This is a genomic window from Parathalassolituus penaei (assembly GCF_026626885.1).
Classification (GTDB): Bacteria; Pseudomonadota; Gammaproteobacteria; order Pseudomonadales; family Oceanobacteraceae; genus Oceanobacter; species Oceanobacter penaei.
Genome location: NZ_JAPNOA010000016.1, coordinates 108396 through 126712 on the forward strand (window position 1 = coordinate 108396; position 18317 = coordinate 126712).

The 18317-nt window shown below is 54.6% G+C and carries 18 protein-coding genes; 6 read left to right on the forward strand and 12 right to left on the reverse strand.

Going from position 1 to position 18317, the window contains the following annotated elements:
* Nucleotides 1-2 precede the first annotated feature (2 nt).
* The 6 genes from OUO13_RS03705 to nadC form a co-directional block, all read right to left on the reverse strand.
* On the reverse strand, nt 3-1232 hold the full coding sequence (locus tag OUO13_RS03705) for a type II secretion system F family protein (protein WP_283172500.1): 1230 nt from the start codon (nt 1230-1232) through the stop codon (nt 3-5).
* A 71-nt stretch (nt 1233-1303) separates the two neighbouring features.
* Nucleotides 1304-2992, reverse strand: a complete 1689-nt coding sequence (gene pilB, locus OUO13_RS03710; protein ID WP_283172501.1) for a type IV-A pilus assembly ATPase PilB — start codon at nt 2990-2992, stop codon at nt 1304-1306.
* A 102-nt stretch (nt 2993-3094) separates the two neighbouring features.
* The gene (locus OUO13_RS03715; RefSeq protein WP_283172502.1) at nt 3095-3541 is read right to left on the reverse strand and encodes a pilin; all 447 of its coding nucleotides are present in this window, start codon (nt 3539-3541) and stop codon (nt 3095-3097) included.
* A 118-nt stretch (nt 3542-3659) separates the two neighbouring features.
* Nucleotides 3660-4118, reverse strand: a complete 459-nt coding sequence (locus tag OUO13_RS03720) for a pilin (protein WP_283172503.1) — start codon at nt 4116-4118, stop codon at nt 3660-3662.
* 333 nt (nt 4119-4451) lie between these two features.
* A complete protein-coding gene (locus tag OUO13_RS03725; protein ID WP_283172504.1) occupies nt 4452-5111 on the reverse strand; it encodes a hypothetical protein in 660 nt (219 codons plus the stop codon).
* Nucleotides 5112-5407: 296 nt separating this feature from the next.
* Nucleotides 5408-6259: a carboxylating nicotinate-nucleotide diphosphorylase gene (nadC, locus tag OUO13_RS03730; protein WP_283172505.1), complete on the reverse strand. Its 852-nt coding sequence runs from the start codon at nt 6257-6259 to the stop codon at nt 5408-5410.
* Nucleotides 6260-6496: 237 nt separating this feature from the next.
* Here nadC and ampD point away from each other — a divergent pair, with 237 nt between their 5' ends.
* Both ampD and ampE read left to right on the forward strand, forming a co-directional pair.
* A complete protein-coding gene (gene ampD / locus OUO13_RS03735; RefSeq protein ID WP_283172506.1) occupies nt 6497-7048 on the forward strand; it encodes a 1,6-anhydro-N-acetylmuramyl-L-alanine amidase AmpD in 552 nt (183 codons plus the stop codon).
* Nucleotides 7045-7938, forward strand: a complete 894-nt coding sequence (ampE, locus tag OUO13_RS03740) for a regulatory signaling modulator protein AmpE (protein WP_283172507.1) — start codon at nt 7045-7047, stop codon at nt 7936-7938. The genes ampD and ampE overlap by 4 nt, the downstream gene beginning before the upstream one ends.
* A gap of 230 nt (nt 7939-8168) precedes the next feature.
* Here ampE and OUO13_RS03745 read toward each other — a convergent pair whose 3' ends face one another.
* The gene (locus tag OUO13_RS03745) at nt 8169-8516 is read right to left on the reverse strand and encodes a PilZ domain-containing protein (protein ID WP_283172508.1); all 348 of its coding nucleotides are present in this window, start codon (nt 8514-8516) and stop codon (nt 8169-8171) included.
* 146 nt (nt 8517-8662) lie between these two features.
* Nucleotides 8663-9061 (reverse strand): globin domain-containing protein, encoded by a 399-nt coding sequence (locus tag OUO13_RS03750; protein WP_283172509.1) that lies wholly within the window; start codon nt 9059-9061, stop codon nt 8663-8665.
* A gap of 455 nt (nt 9062-9516) precedes the next feature.
* On the opposite strand from OUO13_RS03750, the gene OUO13_RS03755 reads away from it, so the two are divergent.
* Complete coding sequence (locus OUO13_RS03755; RefSeq protein ID WP_283172510.1) at nt 9517-9666, forward strand: hypothetical protein; 150 nt, start codon at nt 9517-9519, stop codon at nt 9664-9666.
* Nucleotides 9667-9988: 322 nt separating this feature from the next.
* Nucleotides 9989-11083 carry a 3-deoxy-7-phosphoheptulonate synthase gene (locus OUO13_RS03760; protein ID WP_283172511.1) on the forward strand — a complete coding sequence of 365 codons (1095 nt, stop codon included), beginning with the start codon at nt 9989-9991 and terminating at the stop codon, nt 11081-11083.
* Nucleotides 11084-11622: 539 nt separating this feature from the next.
* Here OUO13_RS03760 and OUO13_RS03765 read toward each other — a convergent pair.
* The 4 genes from OUO13_RS03765 to OUO13_RS03780 form a co-directional block, all read right to left on the reverse strand.
* The gene (locus OUO13_RS03765) at nt 11623-12384 is read right to left on the reverse strand and encodes a sulfite exporter TauE/SafE family protein (RefSeq protein WP_283172512.1); all 762 of its coding nucleotides are present in this window, start codon (nt 12382-12384) and stop codon (nt 11623-11625) included.
* A gap of 116 nt (nt 12385-12500) precedes the next feature.
* Nucleotides 12501-13298: a PepSY-associated TM helix domain-containing protein gene (locus tag OUO13_RS03770; protein ID WP_283172513.1), complete on the reverse strand. Its 798-nt coding sequence runs from the start codon at nt 13296-13298 to the stop codon at nt 12501-12503.
* A gap of 25 nt (nt 13299-13323) precedes the next feature.
* Nucleotides 13324-13857, reverse strand: a complete 534-nt coding sequence (locus OUO13_RS03775; RefSeq protein WP_283172514.1) for an FMN-binding protein — start codon at nt 13855-13857, stop codon at nt 13324-13326.
* Nucleotides 13850-15082, reverse strand: a complete 1233-nt coding sequence (locus OUO13_RS03780) for a cytochrome-c peroxidase (RefSeq protein ID WP_283172515.1) — start codon at nt 15080-15082, stop codon at nt 13850-13852. The genes OUO13_RS03775 and OUO13_RS03780 overlap by 8 nt, the downstream gene beginning before the upstream one ends.
* Before the next feature lie 224 nt (nt 15083-15306).
* On the opposite strand from OUO13_RS03780, the gene OUO13_RS03785 reads away from it, so the two are divergent.
* Both OUO13_RS03785 and OUO13_RS03790 read left to right on the forward strand, forming a co-directional pair.
* Nucleotides 15307-16836: an imelysin family protein gene (locus tag OUO13_RS03785; protein WP_283172516.1), complete on the forward strand. Its 1530-nt coding sequence runs from the start codon at nt 15307-15309 to the stop codon at nt 16834-16836.
* A 12-nt stretch (nt 16837-16848) separates the two neighbouring features.
* Complete coding sequence (locus OUO13_RS03790) at nt 16849-18312, forward strand: di-heme oxidoreductase family protein (RefSeq protein WP_283172517.1); 1464 nt, start codon at nt 16849-16851, stop codon at nt 18310-18312.
* The last annotated feature ends 5 nt before the right edge of the window (nt 18313-18317 follow it).

Here is an 18317-nt window from a genome sequence, read left to right on the forward strand (position 1 = left end):
TGTTATACCACGTTACCCAGCTGGAAGATTGGCAGGTACATAGCGATGATCAGACCACCGACCACCACCCCGAGGAAGGCCATAATCAGCGGTTCCATCATGGCGGTCAGGCCGTCTACCATGCCGTCTACTTCGTTTTCGTAATAAGTCGCTGCCTTGTCGAGCATACTGTCAAGGGCGCCGGCTTCTTCGCCGATACTGGTCATTTGCACCACCATATTGGGAAATACACCGGTACTGCGCATGGCAAAGTGCATTTGTTGGCCGGTGGCGACACCGGAGCGCACGTTTAACACGGCATTACGGAATACCACGTTACCCACTGCACCGGATACGGCTTCCAGCGCCTCTACCAGCGGCACACCGGCAGCAAAGGTGGTCGACAATACACGGGCAAATCGGGCTACCGACGCTTTTTCGATAATCGGGCCGGCAACGGGGGCTTTCAAAGCAACACGGTCAAAACCATCCCGGTAGGCCTGGGAGGTTTTCATCATATGTTTATGGGCATAAACCAATGCCGCAACGGCACCTACGACCATAAACCAGTATTCCTGCACCAGGCCAGACAGATAAATCACAAACTGGGTTGGGGCTGGTAATTCTGCGCCGAAACCCTTGAATAGATCTTCAAAGGTGGGCACTACCTTGATCAACAGAATACCGGTCACAATCGCAGCAACCGCCAATACCGTAATTGGGTAACCCATGGCTTTTTTCAGTTTGGACTTTAACGCTTCGGATTTTTCCTTATAAATCGCCACCTTGTCGAGCATGGTTTCCAGCGCACCGGATTGTTCACCGGCGGCCACCAGGTTACAGGTCAGGTCATCGAAGTGCTCAGGATGAGCTTTCAGAGCACTGGCGAAGTCGTTACCCGCCGATACGGTATCGCGGATTTTTAAAATCAATTCTCGTACAGATGGGTTATCCATACCTTCGGCAACGATCTCAAAACTCTGCACCAGCGGTACACCGGCTTTCATCATAGTAGCCATCTGGCGGATAAAAAACGAAATATCCAGACTGGTGACTTTTTTCTTTTTAGGGCCCCCCAGGCCCAAAAACGGTTGGGGTTTACGCTTTACCTTGGTGGTGTTAATGCCCTGGCTACGCAGCTGGGCTTTAACAATGGCCAAGCTGGTACCCGAGGCAATACCTTTCATAGGTTGGCCGCTTTTGTTGAGGCCTTCCCAGACAAATTCGATGTTTTTAGCAGCCGGTTTGGCCATAACTATCAGTATCCTCTGAACATCGGTGCAAAGCGCTGTGGCTTTCCCTTGCGGTTATCTAACCACACGTATCAATCGGTGGTTACCCGGTTTGCTTCTTCCAGACTGGTAAGCCCTTGGGCAACTTTCATCAGGGCCGAAGTGCGCAAGTCGTTAAACCCTTCTTTTTTGGCAACATCGGCGATTTCGATCGAGTTACCGCCGTCCATAATAATACGGGACAGGGCATCGGTGATTTTAACTACTTCGTAAATCCCCACACGGCCTTTATACCCACCTTTACACATCTCGCAACCCACTGGTTCAAACAGCGTTGCTCCTGTCAGCAGTTCTTCGGTAAAACCGGCTTCCAGCAGGGCCGCTTTGGGGATGGAAGCGGGTTTTTTACAGCTGCCACAGAGTCGACGCGCCAGACGCTGGGCAATAATCAGGGTCACCGAGGTCGCAATGTTAAACGAAGGCACCCCCATGTTGGCCAGACGGGTAATGGTTTCCGGGGCGCTGTTGGTGTGCAGGGTGGACAACACCAGGTGACCGGTTTGTGCCGCCTTGATGGCAATAGAGGCGGTCTCGAGATCTCGAATTTCCCCCACCATGATCACATCCGGATCTTGACGTAAGAACGAACGTAACGCCGCGGCAAAGTCGAGGCCAACCTTGGGGTTAACGTTACACTGGTTAATACCTTCGAGGTTAATCTCAGCCGGGTCTTCGGCGGTGGATATGTTGGTATCTTCGGTGTTAAGAATATTCAGACCGGTATACAGGGATACGGTTTTACCAGAGCCGGTTGGGCCAGTAACCAGAATCATACCCTGGGGTTTCGACAGGGCATCCATATACAGCTGTTTCTGCGCTGGTTCGTAACCCAGCATATCGATACCGAGTTTGGCCGAAGATGGATCGAGAATACGTAATACGATTTTTTCGCCAAACAGGGTCGGTAGGGTATTCACCCGGAAGTCGATGGCCTTGTTTTTGGACACCTTCATCTTGATACGGCCGTCTTGCGGTATACGGCGTTCAGACAAGTCCATCTGTGACATGACCTTGACACGAGCGGCAATTTTACCGGCCAGGCCCACCGGCGGGCTGGCAACCTCATGCAACATACCGTCAGTACGGTAACGAATACGATAACGCTTTTCATAAGGCTCAAAGTGAATATCCGATGAGCCCATTTTGATGGCATCCAGCAACATTTTATTAATAAAACGCACAATCGGAGCGTCATCATCAGGGTTGTTGGTTTGCTCTTCTTTTTTGTTGGTGCTGGTGTCTTCAGTTTCGAGATCAAGATCTCCACTGAGATCACCCAGTGTCTGGTCGGATGCCGATAATAAGCGTTCAACCGCTCTGATGAGTTTGTCGTGTTCCACCAGCACCGATTCAACCGTCATACCGGTGTTGAACTTGATATCGTCAATCGAATGAATCTGGGCCGGGTCGCTCTGGGCAACGTACAGGCGATTGCCACGCACAAATAGCGGGTACACCTGATGTTTTTCAATCAGTTCGGTGCTGATCACTTCTTTCGGCACCACTTCCAGATCCAGTGCATCCAGATCCAGAATCGGTACACCAAACTCTTCCGAGGTGGCCATGGCAACTGGCCGTGCCTTGACTTTGCCTGATTCAATAGCGGTGGCGATAAAACTTTTTTTGTTCTGCCGCGACTGGTTTAACAGTTCCTGAGCCAGGTTGGCATCCAGCAGGTTTTTTTCAACAAGGCGACGGGGAATGCCGGTCAGAACGGCCATGTTCACTACTCTTGGAATAACGATAAGCGGCTAACATAACAAACCCCCCGATGAACTACCACTCGCATCCTTGTGGGGTTTTAAGGAAGTCTCAAATTCGAGTTAGCGCATTCTTGGGACGTATTTTAATGCGAGCGTTCCCGGCACTGCAGTCCAGGTAACGATTCCGCCTGCAAGACTTGGAGAGAGACTGAATGTCTTTTCTGCAATAGGATCGGGCACTCCTGCGCTGGCACTCATAAACATGCCGGTGAGCAATCCATTGCTGCCTATCGTGATGGATGCCAGTTTCCCTGCAGAAAAACTAGCCGGAGTTGTGTCGATACCGGAGTAATTTCCCAGAGTCGTGGCGTCCGGAGGGAGCGTCGCAAAGCGTGCTGCATATTCACTAACATGCAGTTGCAGTGGGCGAAAGGCATGTAGTGCATTGGTTGTTTCGGTTCGCAGAACATATTCCTGATACTGAGGGATTGCTACCGATGAGATAATCGAAACAATTGCTATAACAATCATTAACTCAATCAAGGTAAAAGCAGCCTGTTTTTTCATACATGCTCCATTTGTGTTGGATGTTTTTATGTCTTGATTAAGCAAATAAAGTGCCTAAAACGTAACGACTTTTTTGATAAAAAAAAAGCCCACCGAAGTGGGCTTTTTTAGCTGTGAATTACTTCACTTTTGGAACGTATTTAGCGTCCAGGGTACCTGCAGAAGCAGCCCAGGTAACAACGCCGTTAGCAGCGCGAGTTGGGGTCAGCAAGTAGGTGTCGCCAGCGATTTCAGCTGGTACACCAGAGGTTGCAGTACCAAAAGTTACAGTCAGAACAGCAGTGCTATCCGCAACAGAGATGCTGGCTACATTGCCGGCTTTGTGGTCACCAGGGGTGCAAGATACGCCAGTGTAACCCTTCAGAGCGGTGGCACAGTCGGCTGGCAGAGCGGAGTAACGAGCAGCGTATTCACTTACTGCCAGCTGCAGTGGACGTGCCGCTGCAACAGAATTGGTGGCTTCGGTACGCAGTACGTAGTCCTGGTACTGAGGAATAGCAACAGCTGCCAGGATACCGATGATCGCAATAACGATCATCAATTCAATCAGGGTAAAACCTTTCTGCATGGTTTTCATAGGAAGTTCTCCACTTGCTACAGATATGTAAGGGTCAGGCAAATCAGTGTGCGCTGAAAGCCAAACCGGTTTGATTCTGCCAACCTTGGCGATCTGGCCGGTTTGTTGTGCTTCAATAGACTATAAGCGAATGCTGTGCCAACTTTTGATGTTGGGTTTCAGGCGCCTTTTTACGCCACTTTCGTGACGCTCATCACGGATTGTTGGACGATCAGTTCCGAAGTGCCGGAATATTGATGAATCAAGTGGTGTTGAAAAGGTCAGATATTGACAAAATTTGTCAGGTGCTTGGGCCCTGCGACGTAATTGGTCGCAGGGTTATAGAAGAACGATTTAATCACCCGTGGCTATCTGGATTTCACGCAGCTGGCCATTTTTTTCCAGTAACACCAGATTTTTGCCGCTCTGGCCCTGAGGAATGGTGTAGGCACCGTCTTTTTCGAGTAATCCGTCTGGGGTGCTCTGTTTCATAAACGCTGCGAACTCCGCTGCAGTGGTGGAATGCAGGTCGGCTGGTGTGATCTGCTCCAGGCTGGCAGCACCAAATGGCGTGAAGTTGTTATCCGGTGCGTAATAAAACAGCTTGTTATCGGAGTGTGAGAGGAAGGCTCGGGTTTCCGGGTTCACCTGATGTGCATACAGGGTATCGAACCCCGCAGCAGGCAGTGCGGTATACAAGGCTAACGGCCGGGTGGTATGGACGGTATAAAGCCCCGCTACCAGCGCACTGAGCTGGGCAATGGCAATCACGGCAAGGTCAAAGCGCAGGCTTTTTTTGGCCGGGTTAAAGACGATCAGGGTTAACAGTGGTCCCAGTACCAGATCCACACCGGCAATTAACAGCAGGGCCCGATGCCAGCCGGTATCCACTTTACTGAGGATGCCCGGATACCAGACGGTAAACACCATAATGACGAGGGCAATAAAAATCGCAAGGCTGATGCCGAAGTGAATGCCAGCAGCTTTAAAACGGTTCAGTTGGGTCAGATGCATGGTCAGTATTCCTTACAGACAATAACGGACAGTCGGCAAGGTAAGGGCGACGCTGGCGGCTTACAAGAGGCGCTGGTTCACTTTGCCAACATGGCTGTGAAGACCGTGATGAAAAGCAGTGGTTCCCATGTTGTCAGGCATGTCGTTAGACATGCGCTCAGGGAGGGGGGGGTGTCAGATCGTGTTTTGGTTGCTGGAGAGACCGCTTCTTTTATCCTGATCTTGTTTTACGGATCTTGCTGAATTAAAGAAGCGGAGCAGGTATATGGCTGGAGTGAACAAACGATGGTCGATAGTTATTTGATCAAACGCATACTCAAATCAATCGCTTTGCAATCTTTGGTCAGGGCGCCAATCGAGATGTAGTCGACACCGGTTTCGGCGTATTCACGCAGGGTATCGGTGGTGATGCCGCCGGAGGCTTCCAGTTTGATGCGGCCACCGGTCTGGTTGCGGCAGTGGGCGACAGCGGCGGTCATCTGTTGTGGGTTGAAGTTGTCGAGCATGATGATATCGGCACCGGCGTCCATGGCTTCGTCCAGCTGTTGCATGTTTTCGACTTCAACTTCTACCGGTTTGCCGGGGGCGATCTGGCGCGCGCGTTCAACGGCATGGCTGATGCCGCCGCTGGCCATGATGTGGTTTTCCTTGATCAGGAAGGCGTCATACAGGCCGATGCGGTGGTTGTAGCAGCCACCCACACTAACGGCGTATTTCTGGGCGATGCGCAGACCCGGCAGGGTTTTGCGGGTATCGAGCAGGCGTACGCCGGTGCCGGCTACGCGGTCGGCGTATCCGCGGCAGCGGGTGGCGGTGCCGGAAAGCGTTTGCAGGAAGTTGAGCGCGGCGCGTTCGCCGGTCAGCAGGCTGCGCGCTGGGCCAACCAGTTCAAACAGTACCTGGTTCGGGCGCGCCCATTGGCCTTCACTCACGCGCCAGATCACCTGTACTGATGGATCAAGCTGACGAAATACTTCGTTTACCCAGGCAACACCGGCCACAATGGCGCGTTCACGGGTGATGATGCGGGCATGCGCCTGTTCGTCCGCCGGGATCAGTTGCGCGGTGATGTCGCCGCTGCCGACGTCTTCGGCGAGGGCAAGTTGTACGGCAGTTTGGATATCGGCAGTGTGCTGGCGCAGGTCCATGGTAGCTCTCTATGGTCTGGGTCGGTGTTTGGCTGCGGGTTGTGCCGCTGTCGACATGAGGTCAACATGCGGGAGCGCAGTTTCAGCGGCGGGAATGTTACACCGAACCGGCCAAGTGTGCATTTTTATGCTGTGTCGGGTGGTTTGAAGCCGGTGTCGCGGCCAACGGCTGAACGGCTGCGGCTGAACGGCTGCGGCTTCTGCGGTGATGGTATTTGGAATAAAAGGAATCCGGGATTGAAATTGGTTAACGGTGTTCTTGATGAGGCGGTGTGGTGTCCTTCGCCCAACTTTGGTCCGCGGCCAGCGGCCGAGGTGTCATTGCTGGTGATTCATAACATCAGCTTGCCGCCGGGGCAGTTTGGCACTGGTTGTGTGCAGCGTTTTTTCCAGAACTGTCTGGATACCTCCGAGCACCCATGGTTTGCCAATATTGAAGGGGTGCAGGTGTCGAGTCACTGGTTGATCGAGCGTGACGGCAGCCTGTTCCAGTTTGTGAACGCAAACGATCGCGCCTGGCATGCCGGGGTGTCGACCTTTGACGGGCGTAACAACTGTAATGATTTTTCGCTTGGCATCGAGCTGGAAGGCACCGATGATCAGGCTTATACCGAACAACAATATGAAGTGTTGGTGGCCATGATTGCGGCGATTCGGGAGGCTTATCCGCTGATTACGCCGGATCGTATTACTGGCCATGAACACATTGCTCCGGGGCGCAAGACGGACCCCGGACCTGCTTTTGACTGGGCGCGTTTGCGTGCCGGAATCACAACGGGGGATGTATGAAATTTCTGGTGCTGTTCCTGGCGGTTCTGCTGCATTACCAGCTTCCGCATAAAACCAGTGTTCGTCGATTTCGCAGTTTTGAGGGATGGCTGGCGCGGGTTCACCGTTTGCCGGTGGTGGCGAACAGCTCGGCCGATCTGCGTTTTGGTCTGGTGGTAGTACTGCCGGTACTGGCCTTTGCGCTGGTGTTCTGGTTTGTGGAGTCGCTGGCCTGGGGGTTACCGGCTGCGGCGCTGGAAGTGGTGCTGCTGTATCTGATTTTGTCGGAACTGGCGATGAGTGATGCCCTTGATCAGTACCGCGAGGCCTTGCTGAAAGGTGATGTGCAGGGGGCGTTTCTGATTGCTGAGAAGTCTCTGGCGGTGCCTGCGTTGGGGATGAGCAACGATGCGCGAACCATGAATGAAAGTGTGATGCGAGCCGTGCTGTTCCGCTGGTTCCAGTATTTTTTCATGATGGTGTTCTGGTACATGGTGGCCGATGTGGCCGGTGTGGTACTGGCCTGGTTGACCCTCCAATACGCGCATACCCGTGCAGAAGGCAAACAGGATTACAGTAACCCGCGTGCCGCCTGGTATCTGCATTGGCTGGAGTGGGCACCAGTACGGGTGTTAGGGCTTACTTACTGTCTGGCTGGCAATATGCTGAGTGCCTTGCCGGTATGGCGGGCATCACTCTGGAATACCGGTTCTTCCAGTGAGCAGGTTTTAACTGACATTGCCGGAGCAGCATTGTCGTTTGCTCCTGGTCAGCGTGAGTGGCACAGCGCTGAAGATGATGTCGGAGCAGCCGCCATGGAGCTGGAAGAGTGGCACCAGTTGCACTGGCGTTCGTTGTCGGTGTGGATGGTGTGGCTGGCGGTGGCCACCATTGGCGGCTGGATGCTCTAGCGTTTACTTCTCGGGCATTCACATCCCGGGCTGAAAGTTGCCTTGCTCGACAAAGTGGACAAAGGTGAAATTGGCTGAAATTGGAATATCGCTGGTGAATTTTACCGAGTGTATTCGATTCGAAGGGCCGGGACGCTGAATTCTGGTGTTTGTGATGCAAAAAAATCGCGGCTTATCGATCCTGTCAGAAGGGGCGAGGCCGCGATTTTTATTTGGGGCTTGGTAATCCTTCAGCCTCGCATATAGCTGCGAATCATGGTGGTCATCATGTCGGATGCCCCTTCGATTCGGCAGCCCGCGCCATACAGGCTTGGCGTGATCAGTTTGCTCCAGACTACCTCGACGGTGCACAGGCCTTTTCGGTGAGTATCCAGATGTGGCGGGATGTCGACGAGCTCAAGCTGCAGGCGGGTTCCCGGCAGAATCGGCTGGTAAGAGGAAATCATCATGCCGCCATCGGAGCAGTTGAGCAGCAGCCCGACATATTCCTTGTTGGCTTGTTGGAACACGCTGACATTCTTGTGCAGGGCGGCACGGTCGTTCAGGCGCTGTTCTTGAAGGCAAACGGCTGTATTCATGGGACATTCCTTTTGTAAGTGGAACCAGGCTGGTTAGAAAGACTATCGAACCGCTATGTTGCAATTCAATGAACTTCCTCCAGCCTGCCAATACTTCCCAAAAGTCGTCAATGGGGACTAACTGCAGCCTTTTTGTCTAACGAGTGTTACTTGTCGTACATGCTCTGGATCAAATCGATGCTTGGGCGTAGAGTACGTCGCCACACTTGCTCGAGCTCGCTGGTCCACTTCGGATCGTGGCGAGACAGCGTTTCCATCAGAGCATCCAGCCACAGGCTGTAATACATCGGTTTGATGTTCATTTTCTTTTTGCTGTGACTTTCCCCAAGGGCGCGTATTTTGGTATCTGGCAGACCACGAGCGTGCATTACCAGCCATAAAATGCCGCTTCGCAGCAGAGCACGCTGGGATTCCATGTTGGTGTTGGCAAACATGGCACTGACGTCGGACGATTTACCCATAAAAATGGTGTAGAAGTCTTCGAAGAAAACGGCATTACTGCAGCTGCGTCCGTAGCTCTGGAATACGAGATCGGCGTCGCTCATTTGGAAAGCTCCTCGGGAATGGTGGTCGGCGGCCCGGAATGTGTCTGAGGATAAATTTGTCCGACAAGAGTAATCGTGAATCCTTATTATCAAAAGTATAATTATTGATAATTCATATAATTTGTCGAGGCTGCGACTTATCTTGTCGTTAGTGCTGATGGTTGTTGACACTACCTGCTGGCGAGTCCTTTATCACACTGATGCCATTCATTAATGACTAAACTGTCACTTAAGTTGACTGTCACATCATAGACATCTTTTGATTGGGATCAATATTGATTCGTGAAATAGTCTGTTAGTTGTCGCTTCCTGATCACATTGTGTACTGGTCATACCGTTTTCCGATTGCTTCCAACGGAGTCGGCCGGTGTCAAAAAGTTGGAGTGACGGGTTGTTTTTCCTGTGATAACGATTAGTATCCAGTAAATCACTAATTTGATATGTGTCTGACAATCATGAAAAACACCACTTCCATGAACAGCTCTGCTCACAGCGCCCTCGCGGCCGCTGCGCTGCTGTCTGGTCGTGATCTGGTTGCTCAGGTGGCGTATTGGCAGTTCGGTTTTGGCTATTTTTATTTTAGCCAGGAGCCCGGCTGCCACTAACGTACAACTCGTACACAGGCAGTCCCGGCTCACGCCAGACTGCCACCGGAAAACCCCGACTGGCAGTCCCAGTCGGGGTTTTTTTATGGCCGTAATTTTGGCTGATGCCGGTCAAACCGGTACAAGAGGGGAGATGACCATGGGTCGTTCCGTACAACACAACAGTGCGATGAAACATCGCATCTGGATCCTCGCGGATTGGGCGCACTGGCGATTTAGCTGTGCGGCGGCGCGTTGGCGTTATCGCCGCTTCTGAACGATTGCGGATTTACCAGTTATCTGTTGAACGAATTGAACCACACCCCAGGTCGGAGATTTTGAAATGAACGTAGCTACCTCTAATACCACCACTGCAGCAGGCACCACAGCCCAGAAGCAGAACCACGAAATGCCAGCCCGTATGGCTCAAGATCCGGCAGTGCGTCCATTGCCAGTGCCTGCAGAGCTGAAGCAGCGTCTGCCGCTGTCGGAAGCGCTGCAGCTGCAGGTGGATTGCCAGCGTCAGGCGATCCGTAATTGTCTGAACGGTAGCGACTCCCGTCTGCTGGTGATTACCGGTCCTTGCTCTCTGCACGATGAAGTCGCGGCTCTGGATTACGGCCGTCGTCTGGCGGCGCTGAATGAAGAACTGTCCGACCGTTTGCTGATTGTGATGCGCGCCTACGTCGAAAAGCCGCGTACTCATATCGGCTGGAAAGGTCTGGCCTACGACCCGGAGCGTAATGGCACTGGTGATATGGCGTTGGGTCTGGAACGTTCCCGTCAGGTGATGCTGGATCTGATTGCACTGGGCCTGCCATTGGCGACTGAAGCTCTGAACCCGCTGGCGATGCTGTACCTGGATGATCTGGTGAGCTGGACTGCCATTGGTGCACGTACCACTGAATCGCAGACGCACCGTGAAATGGTCAGTCATCTGCCAATGCCGGTAGGCCTGAAGAACGGCACCGATGGTTCGATCAGCACCGCGGTGAACGCCATGATTTCAGCTCGTCACAGCCATCACACCCTGGGTGTGGATTGCCATGGCCGTATTGCCATGCTGGATACTCCGGGGAACCCGGATACCCATCTGGTGCTGCGGGGTGGTCGTGGTATCACCAACTACGATGCTAACAGCATTGCGATTGCCCGCAAGGCGCTGGCGGATGCCGGTTGTAATACCCGTGTGCTGGTGGATTGCAGCCACGATAACGCCTGCAAGCAGCATGAGCGTCAGCTGGATATTGCTCTGCAGGTAGTAGATCAGCGCCGTAACACCCCGGAGATTCTGGGTGTGATGCTGGAAAGCTACATTGAAGCGGGCAACCAGAAAATGGACGGTGAACTGGTATACGGCAAATCCATTACCGACCCTTGCCTGAGCTGGGCACAAACCGATGGCCTGCTGCGCGAAATGCACGCGCGTCTGGGCTAATGGATGGCGTGACTAATAGAAAGCGGGATAAATGGATCAATGCCGATCAGTTAAGGACTTTCCAATACTGATCGGCATCAGGGCCATTCCTGCGTTGTTATACCCATGAATATGCCGGGCATAACACTACACGGTCAATTCATCCTCTTGGCGACAACCTCATCATAGATTGCCGACGTTGCCCAGCGCAGCTGGCTGCTTCTGCCCATCTGGGCGAGCCGGAATTCACCGCAACGGCCGACCCGGCCGGGGCATGGATGCCCCGCAAGGCCCGTTGGCACAGGGATGTGCCATCGGGCCGGGGTCGAAACGCCGTTGTCGGGGAATACCGGATAAACGAGCCCAGTCGGGCTAAGCAGGGGGAGGCCCGCCCGGCCGGGGGACAAGGTCCCCCAAGAGGGCATACGGATGTACCAATTAACAAGCATTGGAAATCGTGCAGCCATCTGCTGTCGGTGATAAGCGCAGAGTGCCACTGGATGCTTGACTGATCAGCATTGGGGTTAATGGAAAGCGGGGTAATGACAGTGTGGCGGGGGTTAACCCGCCAGCACTGGCTTGAGTGCCTGCCACAGCAGTTTGATGGCCATCAGGGTCACTATTACCTTGAAGGCCAGTTTGAATTTTTCCGCCGGAATTCGGTTCAGCACTTTCAGACCCAACCAGGTGCCTGCCGAGCCACTGGCGATCATGGCGATGGTTAATGGCAGCCATTGCCAGAAGGCAAACCCCACTGCGGTAAAGACCAGCGCCTTGAGGCTGTGCTGAAAGGTCATACAGGCCGCAAAGGTCGACGTCAGCTTCAGCTTGTCGTAGTTGTTGCGATGCACAAATCCGGCAACCAATGGCCCGGTCGCGCCCACAAACATGGTGACAAAGGTGGTGAAAGCGCCAGCGGCCATACGTCCGCCGTTGCTCATGTCGCGATTTGGCGGTTTGGGCCCCCACACCAGAAACAGGATAAATCCGCCAACGGCCAGCTGGATCACTGTTAATGGCAGTTGCACTACTACCATGGAGGCCAGTGCGGCACCGGCAACGGCACCAATGCAGAAAAACTTCAGCATCCTCCAGTCGATGTGCTGGCGCATCATGATGGCGCGGTTGCCGTTGGAACCCAGTTGTACCAGCCCATGTACCGGAATCAGCGCCGATACAGGCACAATCGAGGCCATAATGGCCAGCAGCAGCACACCGCCACCAATGCCAACGGCAGATGTCAGAAACGAGGTAAACCCGGCGGCCAGAATCAGGAACAGGGTATTGGTGAGATCAAGGCCAGAGGCCAGCAGCAGATCCATAACAGCTCCACAGACGTATGAGGGGCGATATTCCAGTGACTGGAGAATATGGCTATAAAACCGGCGCAGGATAGGTACTGCGTCCGGTTCCTGCAAGCATTGATATGCTTGTTGACTCAGTTACGTGGACGGCGTGAAGGGGTATTCCCCTGTCGATGCAGACGGCGGCGCAACCAGCTCCAGGCCCCAGACGCGGCCAGAAACACCAATAACAGGCTGGCGGCATCCACTACCAGTACGCCAAAGTCCCCAAACAAACGACCGCTGTGCAGGTCGAGCAGGAAACGCTCGCGGCTGATGCCGGGCAGGGGTTGTTCCTGATTGAGGCTGGATTTCAAATCGGCGGGTAATAGTTGTGGTGCAACGGCGGTTGCTGGTGTTGCATCAACGGCCGCTTGCCAGCTCCAGCTGTTGTCGTCCAGCCACTGTGGTTGGCTGTTGCTCAGGAATAACCACAGCTGGTCGTTCTGGTTGCTGAGGCCGGTCGCGTTGGTCGGCAGCTCGGGCAGATTTTCGATCAACTGACCCTCGTTGGTGCGTAACTGGGCGCGCTGGTCACACAGAACCACAATGTTGTCTTGCCAGCTTACCGCCCCCAGCAGGGTGGAGGAGCAGTGCTCAATCCCTTGCTGATTAAAGTAAATCTCGTCACCGACCTGGCTGACCCATACAGTGCCAGCCTTGAATCCCTGATCTGTTTGCCGCGGCGGAATGCCATACAGCGCACCGATCCAGCGGGCGTACACCGGTTTCTCATACCAGCCGAGGCTCTGGCTGTGATTGATCAGCAAACCGGTGACGGCCAGCATGATCATTACGGGCAGCAGCAGAATGCCAACGCGGCGATGCCAGAGAATCAGACGAGCCGCCATGGGCATGGATGGACGGCGGCGATGGGGTTGGGCGGGTTTCATACGTTTTCCGATGTGGATCGCCAGTTCAGGACGCTGGCAGATCCAGTTGAGAGTTCAGGTACAACACCCAGCGCACACTGCTGGTGACGGCTCGTACCGACAGGGTCGCGCCGGTAATGCCATCGACCTTGCGATCCAGATTTTGGTCAGTGGTCAACGTGGCATTGGCGAACTGCTCGGTGAAAAAGCGGTTTTTCACTTCCCAGCCACGGGACTCACGGAAGGCCAGAATCACCACATCTTTTACTTCCTTGCCTTCGGTAATCACGCCGATGCTGATCGGGCGTTCCTTGCCGATTTCTTCCACGATCCAAGCACGACGCGAGTTGTCGCCCTGCCAGTAACGCACACGCATACCGTTGTAGGCATGGCCAAAAATACTGGTGGCAGCCTGTTTGTGGTCATTGTTGAGCCACAGGGTTTTGACCTCGGGGGTTACCGCGGCGAACGCCTGTTTCAGAAAATCTGCCTGGCTGAGGTAATCCTCAGCCGCAGCCGGGCGGGCCAGCAACAGGCTGGCCAACAGACACAGGAACAGGGGGAAACGTTGATCAGTCACAGAGGCCATCGTCCGGTAACAGGGATTCATAACGGGCATCGGTCAGGGTGCGCAGGAAACACACCAGCGCGTCCACGTCGTCATCAGTGAGGGTGCTGCCATCCTGCAGTTCGGTGGTACTGATGGTGTCGCTCACCTCCGGATCGGCCCAGGCCACACCGGTTTCCGGGTTGAGGCTGTTGGTGGAGCCGGTCAGGAAGTGGTCGTAGAAACGGATAACGGTGTCGAGATCCCGGAATACGCCGTTGTGCATGTACGGGCCGGTAACTGCCACGTTACGCAGGCTTGGCACCTTGTATTTGCCTCGCTCACTATCGGCCGTAACCGCGGTGTTGTTGGTCTGCAGGCCGGTATCCACATAATCGTCAGCACTGCCATTGTCCGCACGGACGTCAGCATTCACCGGTACACCGATGTTGTGGTACTCGTAGCCGGAGAAGGTTTCCTTGGCGCTGCCCTGGGATTTCAGCTGGTGGCAGGTGGCGCAGTTGGTGAACTGCTGGGAGAAAAACAGCGCCTTGCCCAGAGTAGCTTTGTCGAGTGGGTCGTAAATGCTGGTATCACCGGCGATATAACGGTCGTACTTTGAATCAAACGGCGCAAACGTATCGGTATCTTCAAATGCCGCGATGCTTTCGGTGAGGGCGTTATAAGCGGTATCGGTGTCGTCAAAAACGGTGTCGCCGTACAGCAGCTTGAATGACGCCACATAGTCGGCATTTTCCAGCAAACGATCCACCACGCTGGCCTTGTCCGGCATTCCCATCTCAATACTGTTCACCAGTGGACCTGCCGCCTGATCCTGCAGGGTGCTGGCACGACCATCGTGGAACTGCCCACCCAGATAACCGCTGTAGTCGGATTGCTGGCTGTTAAAACGGGTGCGCGTACCGTTCGAGAATTCGGGGGTCTGGTTGGCATAGGCCGCTGAAGGCGCGTTGCGATCACCCAGAGAAGCACTGTCGTCACCCAGAGACGTGGCACGAACGAGGCCGTCGGAGCCGGTGCGGTTATCGACAAAACCGGCGTCCGGGTTATGGCAGGTAGAACATGCCTGGGTGCGATTCAACGACAGGTTTACATCACTGAACAGGCTTTCGCCCAGCGCGGCCTTGGTGGTAAACGTCGGGGTGGCTGATTCAGAAGAGCCACTGGAGCCGCCACCGCAGCCAGTCAGAACGCCCGCACTCAGCAGGCCAGTCATCAGGATTAATTGCCAGTTCATGATTTCGTCCGGTTGTTCGTCTGATCCGGTGGTCCCGGATTTCTGGTGAATACGATGCAATATGGTTTGGGATATTATCACAGCAGTTAACGCGAATCATGACCTACAGCAATTGCAAATTGTTATCATTAAACATATTGTAATGTCACTCAGGATCTAACAATTCATAAGCGTCCATATCCGCATCAAAGCAAGGCGCAGGAATCCATTCGCAGGAGATACCCATGAAGCTTTCCCACCTGGCAATTGCCGTTGCCACTGCAACCCTTTTGACTGCATGTGGCGGTGGCGGCGGCAGCAGCTCGTCTTCTACCGATACCGGCACTGATACCGGTTCATCCACATCCGTGATCAATGTGACCAAGGTTGCCCAGGTGGCTGAAACCAACGCCGATATCGCTTACGCGATTTACAGCGATGCCGTTACCACTGCCAAAGCCCTGCAAACGGCACTGGCGACTTTCCGCGCCGATCCAACCGCCGACAACCTGCTGGCGGCCAAAAAAGCCTGGCTGGTGGCGCGTGAACCGTACCTGCAGTCTGAGGTTTACCGTTTCCGTCTGAGCCCGATTGATTCCACCGATTACGAAACCGAAGATGGTCCGGAAGGTGACATCAACGCCTGGCCACTGGGCGAAGCCCTGATCGACTACGTACAGGTGAACAGCTCGGATTTTGGTACTGACCAGATTGGTGTGACTTCCAACAGCGTGGGGATCGCTGGTAATGGTGCGGTGACCGCCGACAGCCACGACAGCAACATCATCAACACCACCACCATTGAAATTAACGCCGATCTGCTGGCCAATACCGTAACCGCTGATGACGAGCGTGACGTGATTGCCGGTTACCACGCGATTGAATTCCTGCTGTGGGGCCAGGATCTGAAAGACGATTACACCACCACTGACGGTACCGACCGCGAACAGGCCGTCAAAACCGAAGCGGTACGTGGCGCGGTTGATCCGGTGAACACGTTTGCTACCGGCGGTGAACGTCCATTGTCTGACTTCGTACCGGGTTACGATGGCACCAGCACCACCTACGACTCCAGCTCCCTGAGCAACCGTCGTCACAAGTACCTGGAAGTGGCGGTTGCCAAGCTGATCGCCGATCTGGAACAGGTGCGTGATGGTTGGGCTGAAGGTTCTGCTTACCGCACCGCGTTCACCAACATCACCACCGAAGCAGTAGCCAAAGAGCGTCTGACGGAAATTCTGACCGGTATGGGCACCCTGTCTGAAGGTGAGTTGGCCGGTGAGCGTATGCAGATTGCATTCAGCGCCAACAGCCAGGAAGACGAGCACTCCTGCTTCTCTGACAACACTCACCGCGACGTCTGGCTGGATGCCGAAGGTATCTCCAACAGCTACTACGGTGTGTACAACGGTTACGACAGTGACCTCGATGGTGTCGACGATGCCGGTACTACCATCAGTGGTTACGGTATTGATGACTACCTGACCGATGTTGGTCTGACCACCATCAAGACCAGTCTGGAGTCGGCACTGACCACCACCGAAACTGCTTACACCGCGATTGATGCCAAGGCCCGTACCGGTGTGCCGTTTGACGTGCTGATCATGGATGCCAACCGCAATCGCACCAACCCGATCTACCAGACCATTGTGGCGCTGAACGCTCAGTCCTCCGTGATCAGCGATCTGGCGGAAGAACTGGGTCTGGATGCTGATGTGGTGGATGACGAAGCCTCTGCGTGTGACACCACTGATCCAGAAGCGACTTGTGACTGAGATGTGTGGTTGATGGGGTTGCTGCGACTGTTACCACTGTTGTTGCTGGCACTGCAGGCCTTTGGCCCGCGGGTGTGGGCAGCTGCAGATGCCAATCCGGTTTTGGCCGGTGGCAGTGGCAGCACCAGCCGTCAGCCCGGCCCGTCCTTTGACCGGCCGGTTGCCAATATGCCAGAAGCGTTACGTCCGGATTTTTATGCCGGACGGGCGCTGGCCGAACAACCCTGGATCAAGGCACCCACTGCCACCGATGCGCGTGATGGCCTTGGTCCAATCTATAACGCCCGAGCCTGTCTGGCCTGCCATATCCGTGGTGGTCGTAGCCGGGTGCCGGACAACAGCGGCGAAGCCCTGTTTGTTGGCCCGCTGGTCAAACTGAGCCGTGCCGGTGCCAACGCTAACACGATTGATCCCCACGACGGCGTACTGGCTGATCCGGTTTACGGTGAACAGCTGCAAGTACGTTCAGTAGCCCTGTTGCATCAGCTCGGCAAAGCAACGCCTACCGCCATCGCCGCCAGTGGTGATGTGGCTCCTGAGGCCGAAGTGCGACTGTTCTGGGACGAACAAACCTTCCAGTATCCGGATGGTCAGCAGGTGGTGTTACGTAAACCGCGTTTGCAGGTAACCGAAGCCGCTTATGGCGATTTTCATCCGGACACCCGTTTCAGCCTGCGTAATGCGCCTCCCATACATGGTGCCGGTTTGCTGGAACTGATTCCTGAAGCCGATATTGCTGCCAACGCCGACCCTGATGATCGTAATGGTGACGGGATTTCCGGCCGCCTCAATCAGGTCTGGGACCCGCGTGATCAGGCCATGCGCAGTGGTCGTTTCGGCTTAAAAGCCAATCGTGCCAACGTCGACAGCATCGTGGCTTCAGCATTCGCCAATGATATTGGCATCAGTAATCCGCTGTTCCCGAATCAACCTTGCAGCAGCGCGCAAACCCGCTGTAACCAGCAAGCCGATGGCAATAACGAAGACGGCTTTGAGTTGCCCGCCGACCTGCTGTTGCTGGTCGCTAACTTCTCTCGTCAGCTCGGTGTGCCGCGTCGTGATCCCCAGCAAGTTGCTGATACGGCGTCAGCAGCCCCGCTGTTTGAACAGACCGGTTGTAGCCAATGCCATCAGCCACGTTGGCAAACCGCTGCCAGCTCCGAATTTCCGCATCTGGGCAACCAGACCATCTGGCCCTATACCGACCTGCTGCTGCACGACATGGGCGATGGTCTGGCCGATGAACGTCAGGAGTTTTTGGCCAGCGGCCGTGAATGGCGCACACCACCTCTGTGGGGCGCGGGCAGTGGCCTGAAAGTGAATGGCAGTGGCCTGTTCCTGCACGATGGCCGTGCCCGTTCGGTGGAAGAGGCCATTCTCTGGCACGACGGTGAAGCCCGTGCGGCCCGTCAGCGGTTTATCGCGTTACCGCAGCCGCAGCGCCAGGCCCTGACGGCGTTTGTAGATTCCCTTTGATGTGT